General features: G+C 62.1%; 8 protein-coding genes. 7 read left to right on the top strand and 1 reads right to left on the bottom strand.

The genetic code is table 11. The features are described 5' to 3' along the window. Positions 1–34: 34 nt before the first annotated feature. On the bottom strand, positions 35–4,930 hold the full coding sequence (locus ATI02_RS07825) for an NAD-glutamate dehydrogenase (protein WP_100845941.1): 4,896 nt from the start codon (positions 4,928–4,930) through the stop codon (positions 35–37). Positions 4,931–5,434: 504 nt separating this feature from the next. Here ATI02_RS07825 and ATI02_RS07820 point away from each other — a divergent pair. From ATI02_RS07820 to ATI02_RS07790, 7 genes are all read left to right on the top strand, one after another. Next, positions 5,435–5,788: a hypothetical protein gene (locus ATI02_RS07820; RefSeq protein WP_100845940.1), complete on the top strand. Its 354-nt coding sequence runs from the start codon at positions 5,435–5,437 to the stop codon at positions 5,786–5,788. Between the two features lie 260 nt (positions 5,789–6,048). Continuing rightward, complete coding sequence (locus ATI02_RS07815) at positions 6,049–7,008, top strand: AAA family ATPase (RefSeq protein ID WP_003218556.1); 960 nt, start codon at positions 6,049–6,051, stop codon at positions 7,006–7,008. A gap of 5 nt (positions 7,009–7,013) precedes the next feature. After that, entirely contained in the window at positions 7,014–7,958 is a 945-nt protein-coding gene (locus ATI02_RS07810) for a DUF58 domain-containing protein (RefSeq protein WP_100845939.1), read from the top strand. After that, positions 7,955–8,452 carry a DUF4381 domain-containing protein gene (locus tag ATI02_RS07805; RefSeq protein ID WP_095191027.1) on the top strand — a complete coding sequence of 166 codons (498 nt, stop codon included), beginning with the start codon at positions 7,955–7,957 and terminating at the stop codon, positions 8,450–8,452. Before ATI02_RS07810 ends, ATI02_RS07805 begins: the two co-directional genes overlap by 4 nt. Then, the gene (locus ATI02_RS07800) at positions 8,445–9,524 is read left to right on the top strand and encodes a vWA domain-containing protein (protein WP_100845938.1); all 1,080 of its coding nucleotides are present in this window, start codon (positions 8,445–8,447) and stop codon (positions 9,522–9,524) included. Before ATI02_RS07805 ends, ATI02_RS07800 begins: the two co-directional genes overlap by 8 nt. Further along, on the top strand, positions 9,521–11,257 hold the full coding sequence (locus ATI02_RS07795; RefSeq protein WP_100845937.1) for a tetratricopeptide repeat protein: 1,737 nt from the start codon (positions 9,521–9,523) through the stop codon (positions 11,255–11,257). Before ATI02_RS07800 ends, ATI02_RS07795 begins: the two co-directional genes overlap by 4 nt. Beyond that, entirely contained in the window at positions 11,254–12,891 is a 1,638-nt protein-coding gene (locus tag ATI02_RS07790) for a BatD family protein (protein WP_100845936.1), read from the top strand. The genes ATI02_RS07795 and ATI02_RS07790 overlap by 4 nt, the downstream gene beginning before the upstream one ends. Positions 12,892–12,999 lie beyond the last annotated feature (108 nt).

Below are 12,999 nucleotides of genomic sequence, written 5' to 3'. Positions count from 1 at the left end.
TCACGACACCGGGGCTTTCTCATTCAGCCACTACTTACGCCAATTCAGGCTCGGCATTCGCAGCAACCGCAGGCACCACCGCTTGCCCGCTCAACGCCAGATCCAGCAGTTCGCGGTTGGCAACGGCATACATGGCGTAGTCCGTGCCGCTTGCCGCGCGGATTTCCACCAGCATGGCGCGCCAGCGCGAGATCATGCCTTCGTGCTGTTCCATCCACAGCGCCAGGCGTGCTTCCACGTCCTGAGTGCCGTCGCCCTGTTGCAGGACGGAGATGGTGATCGCACGTTGCTGCCAGTCGACGTCATCACGGAACGCTTCACGGGCCAGGGCTTGCCAGTTGTTTTCAACCGGCAGTGCGCTGATCTGTTGCAGGTACCAGGTGATGTCCAGCGCACTGCCCACGGCGAAGTAGGCCTTGGCCACTTCGGCAGGGTTCTGGCCAGTCACGTCGGAAGCTTCGATGATCGGCAGCAGCGTGTACAGGTGCGAGGTGCCCGCAACCATACGCGCCAGCAACTCCGGCACACCGGCTTCGACGTAAGCCTGATAACGCGCCTGCCAGTTTTCGCGGATTTCGCCGCTGAGCAGTTCGTCGAGCTTCAGACCCAGCTCTTTCAGGTGCGGACCGAAGTGCGCGGTGTCACGGGCAGCGTTCTGCTCGTTGCGACGGGCACGCAGGAACCAGCGCGTAGCGCGGCGACCCAGACGCATCAGCTCGTCCATCAGCTCCAGTTGCACGTCAGCAGAGACCTGATAGTCCAGGGCTTCGATCTGACGGAACCAGTGCGGGAGGTGGAAGATGTCACGCACGATCACGTAAGCACCGGCCACGTTCGCCGGGCTCATGCCGGTCGACTCTTTGAGTCGTTGAACGAAGGTGATGCCCATGTGGTTGACCAGATCGTTGGCGATCTGGGTGCTGACGATTTCGCGCTTGAGGCGGTGACGACGCATGGCTTCGGAGAACTTGCTGACCAGGGTCGGCGGGAACGCCGTTTCCATGTCGCGGGTCAGGTAGTCGTCGTCCGGCACCAAGGAACCCAGCAGCTGCTCCTTGAGGTCGATCTTGCTGTACGAGATCAACACCGACAGCTCAGGACGGGTCAGACCGTGGCCTGCCGCAACGCGCTCGTTGATCTGTTCTTCGGTCGGCAGGAACTCAATGGCACGGTCCAGCTTGCCACGGCCTTCCAGATCGCCCATCAGACGTTTGTACTCGGCGATGCGCTCGTAGGCACGACGCGCCGCCAGGGACAGAGCCTGAGTCTGCTTGTAGTTGTTGCCCAGCACCAGGCCACCGACTTCGTCGGTCATGCTCGCCAGCAACTGGTTGCGTTGCTTGTCGGTCATGTCACCGGCCTGAACCACTTCGTTCAGCAGGATCTTGATGTTTACTTCGTGGTCGGAGCAGTCCACACCACCGGCGTTGTCGATGAAGTCGGTGTTGGAACCGCCGCCATTGAGACCGAATTCCACACGACCCAGTTGGGTCATGCCGAGGTTACCGCCCTCGCCCACAACCTTGCAGCGCAGTTCGTTGCCGTTCACGCGCAGTGCATCGTTAGCCTTGTCGCCGACATCGGCGTGGCTTTCGGTACTCGCTTTCACATAAGTACCGATACCGCCGTTCCACAGCAGATCCACCGGCGCCTTGAGCAAGGCGTTCAGCAGTTCGGTCGGGGTCAGCTTGTCGGCCTTGATGTCGAAGCGCTCTTTCATCTGCGGCGAGATCGCGATGCTCTTCGCGCTGCGCGAGAAGATACCGCCACCTTCGGACATGATGCTGGTGTCGTAGTCGGTCCAGGCCGAACGCGGCAAATCGAACATGCGCTGACGCTCAACGAAGCTGGTCGCCGGGTTCGGGTTCGGGTCGATAAAGATGTGCATGTGGTTGAAGGCAGCGACCAGTTGCAGCTTGTCGGACATCAGCAAGCCGTTACCGAACACGTCACCGGCCATGTCGCCGACGCCAACCACGGTGATGCTGTCTTCCTGAACATTGATGCCGCGCTCGCGGAAGTGGCGCTGTACGCCAACCCACGCGCCTTTGGCGGTGATGCCCATTTTCTTGTGGTCGTAACCGGCCGAACCACCCGACGCAAACGCGTCACCCAGCCAGAAGCCGTAGTCGATGGCGATGCCGTTGGCGATGTCGGAGAAGGTTGCAGTGCCCTTGTCCGCCGCGACCACCAAGTACGGGTCATCGTCGTCGTGACGCACGACGTTGGCCGGCGGCACCAGCGCGCCGTCTTTCAGGTTGTCGGTGATGTCCAACAGACCGGAAATGAAGATGCGGTAGCAGGCGATGCCCTCGGCCGCGATCTCGTCACGGCTGCCGCCCAGTGGCAGGCGACGCGGCAGGAAGCCGCCCTTCGCACCCACCGGCACGATGACCGAGTTCTTCACTTGCTGGGCTTTTACCAGGCCGAGGACTTCGGTACGGAAGTCTTCTTCGCGGTCGGACCAGCGCAGGCCACCGCGAGCAACGTTACCGAAGCGCAGGTGCACGCCTTCAACGCGTGGCGAGTAAACGAAGATTTCGAACTTCGGTACTGGCTTCGGCAGCTCAGGAATCGCGTGCGGGTTGAACTTGAAGCTGAAGTACGACTTGTTCTGGCCGTTGGCATCCGTCTGGTAGAAGTTGGTGCGCAGGGTGGCTTTGATCAGGTCGAGGTAACGACGCAGGATGCGGTCTTCGTTGAGCACCTGGACGTCGTCCAGTGCGGTCAGAATCGCTTGTTCCAGACGCTGTTGCTTGTCTTCCAGATCATCGCTGCCAAGCTTGCGTGCCAGGTAGAAACGGGTCTTGAACAACCGGGTCAACTCGCGAGCGATGTCGGTGTGGTTGTTCAGGGTGCTGGCAATGTAACCCAGATCGAAGCCCAGACGGATCTGCTTCAGGTAACGGGCGTAGGCACGCAGCAGCGCGACGTCGCGCCATGGCAGGCCGGCGGTCAGGACCAGACGGTTGAACGCATCGTTTTCGGCTTCGCCACGCACGATGTGGACGAACGCGTCCTGCAGGGTGTCGTTGAGTTGCTGGATGTCGAGGTCCAGGCCTTCAGCGGCCGTGAACGCGAAGTCGTGAATCCAGAACTCGCGGCCATTGGTGTGGCGCAGACGGTACGGGAATTCACCCAGCACGCGCAGGCCGAGGTTTTCCAGAATCGGCAGAACGTCGGACAGCGCCAGCGGCGTGTCGGCGTGGTACAGCTTGCAATGCAGCTCGCGTTGGCCAGAGACTTGGCCCAGCGGCTGATAGAAGCTCATCACCAGCGGATTTTTTTCGTTGAGGCTCAGCAGGTGCTGCATGTCGACCACGGCCGAATGCGCGGCGAAACGCTCGCGGTAACCGGCCGGGAAGCCTTTCGGGAAATCAGCCAGCACGTTGGTGCCGTGGGCTTCGCCGAAGCTTTCGACGGTCAGTGCGGCGTAGTCGTCCTGCCAGCTGCGGCACGCCTGGACGACTTCTTTTTCCAGCAGCACGGTGTCGATGTCGAGACGGTTCTTCGGGTCGACACGCAGAATCAACTGCACGCGCGCCAGCACGGACTCGGAGAAGAACGTCCAGAATTCGCAATCGGAGGCCTTCAGGCGCTCCATCAGCACTTGCTGGATTTTCTGGCGAACTTCGGTGGAATAGATGTCGCGCGGCACGTAGGCCAGGCAGTAGCAGAAACGACCGTACGGGTCTTTGCGCAGGAACACGCGGATCTTGTTGCGTTCCTGGATCTGCACGATCGACATCACGGTGGTGAACAGTTCGTCGACCGGGGTCTGGAACAGGTCGTCACGCGGCAATACTTCGAGGACCTGCGCCAGCTCCTTGCCCAGGTGCGCCTTGGACTGGAAGCCGGAGCGGTGTTCGATTTCTTCGACCTTGCGGCGGATGAACGGGATGACCCGCACGCTCTCGCCATACACCGAGGAGGTGTACAGGCCCATGAAGCGGTGTTCCTTGATGACTTTGCCGTCAGCGTCGATTTCACGGATCGACACGTAGTCCGGGTAGGCCGGACGGTGTACACGGCTTGGGTGCGCAGCCTTGGCGAACGACAGCAGGGTCGGCTCGCGCAGGTAGCTCACGGCGTAATCTTCGATGCGCAGGTCATCGTAGGTCAGGCCGGTGCGCAGCAGCTTGGTCAGGCCGAGGAAGGAGTTCTGGTCGTACTCGATATGACCGCCATCAGCCTGATCGGTGACCACGAATTCTTCGTAGCCAAGGAAGGTGAAGTGGTTGCCCACCAGCCATTCCAGGAAGCTTTTGATTTCGTTCTTTTCGTCGGTATCGACGGCGAAGGCGCTGTTGTCGAGCTTGGCGAGGAGTTCCTGCACCTTGGCTTTCATCGGCTCGAAATCGGCGACCGCGACGCGGACTTCACCGAGAACCTGTTCCAGCTCTTTGCTCAGCACATTCAGTTCGGCCGCGTTGGCGCAGCGGTCGATTTCCAGGTACATCAGCGATTCGTGCAGAACGCCTTCGCCGGTGCTGCCCTTCGGCAGAATTTCCAGCAACTCGCCCTTGCTGCCACGACGCACGCTGAGCACGGTGGTTTGCAAGGTGTGGATGCTGTAGCCGCGGCGGTTCAGTTCGGTGCGGACCGAGTCGACCAGAAACGGCAGGTCATGGTGCAGCACTTCAACCGCGGTGTGGGTCGACTGCCAGCCATGACGCTCGTAATCGGGGTTGTAGACGCGCACTTGCGGTTGCGCGTGATCGAAGCGCTCAAGCAGGCGCCACGCAGAAAGAGTACAGCCAGCGAGGTCGGAGAGGCGACGTTGAGTCAGCTCGTCCAGGGAAATGATGCCGAAGAATTGTTCAGCGAACAGCGCCACTTGTGGCAGTGCCTGTTCACTGATGTGCTGCGCCAGTGCCGCTTGCAGTTGGTGCTGGAAGTCGGCTTTGCTGGCTGCGGTGAAGAACGCCATCTGTGGTACTCCGCTTAAGCTTGTTATTGATGGAAAGCGTCGCGTGCTACACCCCTTTCGGGGCTTGTGTCGCCCTGTTCCTGATTCTCGGGCAGAGGCAACAGGGGGACAGGTGGGTGAAGCTGGACGAGACACTCAGGTCACATTCACCTTCCATGAATGGGCATCTGCAAAAACGACTGTCGGGGCTGCCGACAATGCCTTTACGGGTGCTCATCCGTTGCGCAGCTTAATGGGTGCGACAATGTGTCTGCTTGCGGTGCTGCGACATATTCGGTCATTGGCACGTAAACCAAGGCTTTGGCACCGGTAAACACTAGCACCCGTGGCGCAAAACGCTGGTCTGAATGCCCGTATTTACGGTACATCCGTGCCAGAAATGACCATTGACCTGTGTCGCGTCCACGACACATCCTCTGACACTCTCACATGCAGAAATTCCCGAGGGCTGGCAGAATCGCGCCCAATTGCGACCAACACGCCCCCCGAGGCAGGAATTCCCCCATGCAAATGACCACCGCCCTACTGATCGTCAACCCGTGCGATGACGAAGAAGACAACATGGCCATGCTCTGCTGCCACAGCGACAAGGGCGACATGTTCCTGATGAGCCGCTACCCGGACGAGGATGAGCTGGAGATCACCCTGGATGGCGAGCCTTCGACGCTGGATGGCGTTAAGGTCACCCTGACCTCGAATCTGTTGAAGATCGAGATTGCGGCGGCAAATGCCGATGCGTTGAATGGGGACGATGTGCTGGAGATAAGCTTTAACCCGGACATGGTTGATCTGGATGAGGTTGTTGAGACCCTGAAGAACATCCTCGACGGGACTGGCACCTTCATTAACGAAGTTTGATGGCGTCTGGGCTGGCCCCTTCGCGAGCAGGCTCGCTCCCACATACGCCGTTCAAATGTGGGAGCGAGCCTGCTCGCGAAGAGGCCCGAAAGAACACTACCCCTCCCCGGCACTACAAAAATCCAACAAATCCCCCAGTCATTTCCCGCACTTTGCGCAAAATGCCGTTAGTCGCCACCCCCCGCGATGGATTAAAGTAACGCCCCCAGCCCCGGCGTTATCCGAACGCCTGTGGCCACCCTTTCCAGGAACAGTCATCGATGGAACATCGTGAAGCGCTGCTGGCGCTGCGAACCTTTCTTTCAACGCAGATTCTCGGCCAGGAAAAACTCATCGAGCGTTTGCTCATCGCCTTGCTCGCCGACGGCCACATGCTGGTCGAGGGCGCGCCGGGTCTGGCCAAGACCAAAGCGATCAAAGAACTCGCCGAGGGCATCGAAGCCCAGTTCCATCGCATTCAGTTCACCCCTGACCTGTTGCCGGCCGACATCACCGGCACCGAGATCTATCGCCCGGAAACCGGCAGTTTCGTGTTCCAGCAAGGGCCGATCTTCCACAACCTGGTGCTGGCCGACGAAATCAACCGCGCCCCGGCCAAGGTGCAATCGGCGCTGCTCGAAGCCATGGCCGAGCGCCAGGTCAGTGTCGGGCGCAGCACTTATGAGCTGTCGCCACTGTTTCTGGTGATGGCCACGCAGAACCCGATCGAGCAGGAAGGCACCTACCCATTGCCGGAAGCGCAACTCGATCGCTTCCTGATGCACGTCAAAATCGGTTTCCCGGACGCCGCCGTCGAACGCCGCATTCTTCAGCAGGCCCGCGGCGAAGCGCTGAACGGCGAGACCAAACCCGAACGCCGCGTGAGCCAGCAGGCGATCTTCGCCGCGCGCAAGGAAATCCTCGGGTTGTACATGGCCGACGCCGTGGAGGAATACCTGGTGCAACTGGTCATGGCCACGCGCACGCCGGCCAAGTTCGACCCGGAGATGGCCGAGTGGATCGCCTACGGCGCCAGCCCCCGTGGCTCGATCGCCCTCGACCGTTGCGCCCGCGCCCACGCCTGGCTGGCCGGGCGCGACTTCGTCAGCCCCGAAGACATTCAAGCCGTACTGTTCGACGTGTTGCGTCATCGCATCATTCTGTCGTTTGAGGCCGAAGCCGCCGGCATCGATCAGGATCGTGTGGTGCAGCGGATTCTCGACGTCGTAGCCGTCGCTTGACCCCCATGAACGCCCCTCTGCCATCCGAACCGGGCATCCGCATCAGCCTCGCCGACCTGATCGAGATGCGCCACCGTGTGCGCGAAGTGCAGCTGTTTTCCACGCCTAGCCAGCGCAGCCCGCTGATTGGTCTGCATCACTCGAAATTCCGTGGCCGTGGCGTCGACTTCGATCAGGTGCGGGTCTATCAGGCCGGCGACGACGTGCGCACCATCGACTGGCGCGTGACGGCGCGCACCCAGGAGCCGCACACCAAGCTGTTCCATGAAGAACGCGAACGGCCGATCTTCATCATGGTCGAGCAAAGCACACGGCTGTTTTTCGGTTCCGGACTGATGTTCAAATCGGTGCTGGCGGCGCAAGTGGCGGCGCTGATTGGCTGGGCTGCCCTCGGCCATAACGACCGGGTTGGCGGACTGGTGTTCGGCGATAACGAGCATTACGAAATCAAGCCACGGCGCAGCAAACAGAGTCTGCTGCAACTGCTCAACCGTCTGGTGAAGGTCAATCAATCGCTGCACACCGAGCGTGAACCGGATCGCGACGCCTTGGGTGTTGCCTTGCGCCGTGCCCGCGAAGTCCTGCGCCCGGGCAGTCTGGTGATCGTGATCTGCGACGAGCGCGCGCTATCCGACAGCGCCGAGCAGCAATTGAGCCTGCTGTCGCGCCATTGCGACCTGCTGATGCTGCCGCTGTCCGATCCGCTGGATCACGCCCTGCCCGCTGCCGGGCTGTTGAGATTCGCGCAACGCGGCGCACAACTGGAGCTCGACACCCTCAACTTCGATCTGCGCCAGACTTATCGCGCCCAGGCCGAAGCACGCATCGCCCGCTGGGAATTGCTCGCGCAAAAGTTGCGGGTGCTGCTGATGCCGTTGAGCACGCAAAGCGAAATGGTCGAGCAGATGCGTGAGTTCCTGAATCCGCAGCGTCCGGGGAAAGGTCGATGAACGGCCTCGAACAACTGCAACCACTGATTTCTCCGCCACCGATCGCCTTCTGGCCACCGGCGCCGGGCTGGTGGCTGCTGCTTATATTGCTACCGCTGCTCGGTTTCGCGGTGTGGCGACTGCGCCGATTCATCCCGATCAAGAAACGCCCGATCGTGCGTGCCGAACAGCCGCTCGATCCGGTGCGCATCGCCGCCCTCGCCGAACTGGCGCAGATGCCCAAACCTTACGACGGCGCACCGGCCGGCGCGTGGTTGCAACAACTCAACGGCTTGCTCAAACGCCTGTGCCGTAACCATTACCCCTACAGCCAGAGCCACACGCTTAATGGCCGCAAATGGCTGGCCTTCCTCGACAACCGCTGCCCGGCCGCCGGTCTGACGCGCTGGATGGTGCTGGTCGAAGGCGCCTACAAACCGGAATGCAAACTCGACGACAAAGCCATCGCCGGCCTGACCCAAGCGGTCGACACGTGGATTCGCAAGCATGTTTGAATTCGCCTGGCCGTGGATCTTTGTCCTGTTCCCGCTCCCCTGGTTGATGCGCCTCGTGCTGCCCGTGGCCGACAGCGGCGAGCCGGCGCTTAAAGTCAGTTTCCTGTCTGATCTGGAAGGGCTCGCCCGCCGTCGTGCTCGGGCCAACCTGCCGGCGTGGCGTCAGCAGGCACCGTTCATGCTGCTATGGCTGTTGCTGTTGACCGCCGCCGCGCGCCCGCAATGGCTTGGCGAACCGCTGCCGATTGCCGCCAGCGGCCGTGATCTGTTGGTCGCAGTGGATGTGTCCGGCTCGATGGATTTCCCCGACATGCAGTGGCAGGACGAAGATGTCAGCCGTCTGGACCTGGTCCAGCACCTGCTTGGCGACTTCCTCGAAAGCCGTGATGGCGACCGCGTGGGCCTGATCCTGTTCGGCAGTCAGGCCTATCTGCAAGCGCCGCTGACTTTCGACCGCCACACTGTGCGCGTCTGGCTCGATGAAGCGCGAATCGGTATCGCCGGCAAGAACACCGCCATCGGCGACGCCATTGGTCTGGCGCTGAAACGCCTGCGCATGCGTCCGGCGCAGAGCCGCGTGCTGATTCTGGTCACCGACGGCGCCAACAACGGCGGTGAAATTGATCCGCTGACGGCGGCAAAACTCGCCGCCAGCGAGGGCGTGAAGATTTACCCGATCGGCATCGGCGCCAATCCTGAAGACAGCGGTTCGACCGGTTTGCTCGGCGTCAATCCGAGCCTGGACCTCGACGAGCCGGCGCTCAAGGCTATCGCGGAAGTGACCGGTGGCCAGTATTTCCGCGCCCACGATGGCAAAGAGTTGCAAGCGATCAAGGACACCTTGGACCAACTCGAACCGGTGACCCAGCAACCGACCCAGGCACGCCGGGCGCAAGCCTTGTATCAGTGGCCGCTGGCGCTGGCCCTGTGGCTGAGCCTGCTGCTGGTCGCCCGCGAATTGTGGCCCGACAACCCGCTGCAACGCCTGTTCACCAAGGAGCTGTATCTGCAAAGTCCGTTGCCTGACTGGCGTGAGCGCCTCAAGCGCTTGCGTCTGCGGAGGCGCCGATGATCGCCCTCTGGCCGCACTGGTTCCGTCCGTGGTGGTTGCTGTTGCTGCCGCTGCTGGGCTGGCTGATCTGGCAACTCTGGCACCGACAGAAACGCGCTGGGCGCTGGCAGATGATTTTGCCGCCGGCGTTTCATGCCACCCTGCTCAGTGGCGGAAATGGTCGCGACAGCAAACTGCCGTGGGTTGCCCTTGGCGTCGCGTGGTTGCTGACCATTCTGGCGCTGCTCGGACCGAGTTGGGAGCGTGTCGAACAGACCAGCCAGAAACCCGCCGATCCGTTGGTGGTGGTGCTGGAACTGACCCCGGAAATGCTCGCCACCGATTCACCGCCGACGCGACTGGAACAGGCGCGACGCAAACTCTTCGATCTGTTGCAGGCGCGCAGCGATGCGCAGACCGCCATCGTCGTCTACGCCGGCAGCGCCCACACGCTGGTGCCGCTGTCGGATGACCTGGCCACCAGTCGTAATTTGCTCGACGCGCTCAAGCCATCGTTGATGCCGGAAAGCGGGCATCGCGCCGATCTCGCCGTGAGCAAAGCGCTGGCCCTGCTCAAACAAGGCGCGCTCGGCCAAGGCCGGATTCTGCTGATCGGCTCGTCCCTCAGCGAAGAGGAACGCCAGGGCATTCGCCGCGCACTGAGCGGGCAATCGGCGCAGTTGCTGATGCTCGGCATCGGCACCGCCGAAGGCGCACCGATCGCGCAGGAAGACGGCAGTTTCCTCAAGGACGAACAAGGCGCGATTCGCGTACCGCAACTCGACAGCCCGGGCCTTGCGGCGTTCCTTAACAGTGTCGGCGGTGAGTATCACCCTGCCCGACTGGACGAAGCTGATCTCGGCGCCCTCGGCCTGCTCAATGGCCCGCGCAGTTTGCGCGACGATGGCCAGACCGTGCGCCTGGATACCTGGGCGGATCAGGGTTACTGGCTGCTATTGCCGCTGTTGTTGCTGGCCGCGTGTGCGGGGCGACGCGGCTGGTTGTTCTGCCTGCCGTTGCTGTTTTGCCTGCCACAACCCAGCTACGCTTTTGACTTCGAAGACCTCTGGCTGCGCCCGGACCAGCAAGGCCTGCACCTGCTCAAACAGAAGCGCCCGGCCGAAGCCGCGCAGCATTTTGACGATCACCAATGGCAAGGGGTGGCGTTGTACGAAGCCGGCGACTACAGTGGCGCCGCCCAGCGTTTTGCCGAAGGCAGCGATGCCCGCGCCCACTACAATCGTGGCAACGCACTGGCGAAAAGCGGCGAGCTGGAAGCGGCCATCGATGCCTACGAGCAGGCCCTGGAGCTGCAACCGGACTTGCGCCCGGCGCAGACCAACAAGGCTCTGGTGGAGAATCTGCTGAAGCACAAACACACGCCGCCGCCCGCCGAACCGGACAGCAAACCGAACGAACAGAACCTGCCGGGCGACGAAACAGCGCCCGCAACTGCGCCGCCACCGGCAATAAAAAGTGCAACGCAAAGCGACGCGCAACCGGCCGAGCCCGCCAGCGAACCGCCGCCGACCACCCCACCGCAGCCAGGCCCCAACGAACTGCCGGGCAGCGATGAGGAAGAACAGACGGACACCGTGCCGACCCTGCGCCCGAGCGAGGACAACCTCGAAGGCGAGCGGCGCCAGGCACTGGAGCAATGGCTGGGCAAGATCCCGGATGATCCGGGCGAACTGCTGCGACGCAAATTCTGGTACGAACAGCAACAACATCAGGATCAGGAAAACACTCGATGACCCGCTTTACCGCTCTCTTGCTGCCACTGCTGATCTGTACGGCCACCGCCAACGCGGCCGAGCTGACGGCCAGTGTGGATCGCAGTCGCCTGAACTCCGGCGAGACGGTCGAGCTCACCCTCGAAACCAGCGATGTCACCCAGTTCGGCAAACCCGACCTGACGCCGCTGGAGCCGTTGTTTGAAGTGCGCGGTACGCGGCAAGTCAACCAGCTGAACACCCTCAATGGCGACAACCGCGCGACCACGCGCTGGATCATCACCCTGTTGCCGAAAGAGAACGGCAGTGTGGTGATTCCGCCGCTGCAAGTCGGTGATGTGCAGAGCCAGCCGATCACCGTACAAGTGGTCGAAAGCGATACCCGCGAAGACAAAAACGGCCTTGACCCGGTGTTCATCGAAGCCAGTCTCGACCAGACCAGCGTCTACGTGCAGGCGCAGGCGATCCTGACCCTGCGCATCTACCATTCGGTGTCGCTGTACGACGACAGCAGCCTGACACCGTTGCAAATCGCCGATGCGCGCATCGAGCAACTCGGCGACACCCGCACCTACGAGAAAGACATCAACGGCGTGCGCCATGGCGTGATCGAGATGCGCTATGCGATCTACCCGCAGCACAGCGGCTTGCTGAGCATTACGCCGCAGACTTTTAGCGCGACACTGGTCGACACTCAGCCGTCTCAGGACACGAATGCGCAGGGGCCTAAGCCGGGCAAACTGATGCGCGTCAGTTCTTCTGAAATCCCCCTGACCGTCAAACCCAAACCCCTGACCTACCCGGTCGACGCGCCATGGCTGCCCGCGCGCAGTCTGAGCCTCAGCGAAAGCTGGAACCCGGAACCGGAACACACTCAGGTTGGCGATTCCCTGACCCGCAGCCTGACATTGAAAGCCGAAGGCCTGGCCGCCTCGCAACTGCCGGCGCTGCCCGCCACCGACGTCAACGGCCTGCGCCGCTACCCGGATCAACCGGTGCTGAGCAACCAGAGCACCGACCGTGGCCTGACCGGCAGCCGCGAAGAACGCGAAGCCCTGGTGCCGAGCCGCGCCGGCGCCATCGATTTGCCGACGGTGGACGTGGTCTGGTGGAACACCTTCGAAGATCACCTGGAACACACCAGCCTGCCCGCGCGCACCCTGCAAGTGGCGAACAACCCGAGCCTGCAAGTCGACACCCCGGCCGGCAGCCTGCCAGTGAGCGCCGTCGATAACGACGTGCTGTGGTGGTGGAAACTCAGCACCCTGATCCTCGCCTGCACCACCCTGCTCGGCTTCGGCCTGTGGTGGCGCGCGCGCTGGCAACCGGCAGTGCATCGCGCCGCCCAAACCGGCCCGAGCCCGCGCACCTTGATGGACGACATCAAGCGCGCGAGTCAGGCGAATGACCCGCAGGCGACGCGGCAGGCACTGGATGCGTGGGCACGTCAGCAGCCGGAGACACTAGCGGACATGGCGGCGCGGTTTGTGCCGTTGTCGGATGCGCTGGATGGGCTCAATGGTGCGCTGTACAGCGAGACCGGGCAGCATTGGCAGGGTGAGGATTTGTGGCGGGCGATTCGCGCGATTCCGGCGGCGGAACGGGTGCAGGATCCAGTGGGTGATAGCGGGTTGCCGCCGCTCTACCCGAAGTAAAAGATCAAAAGATCGCAGCCTGCGGCAGCTCCTACATTTGGGAATGCAGTCCCCTGTAGGAGCTGCCGCAGGCTGCGATCTTTTGATCCAATGGGGTAAGGGGATTCC

It is taken from the genome of Pseudomonas baetica, from assembly GCF_002813455.1.
GTDB lineage: Bacteria > Pseudomonadota > Gammaproteobacteria > Pseudomonadales > Pseudomonadaceae > Aquipseudomonas > Aquipseudomonas baetica.
Note: the sequence above shows the minus strand (reverse complement) of the source record. Positions and strands in the feature narration are given on the sequence as shown.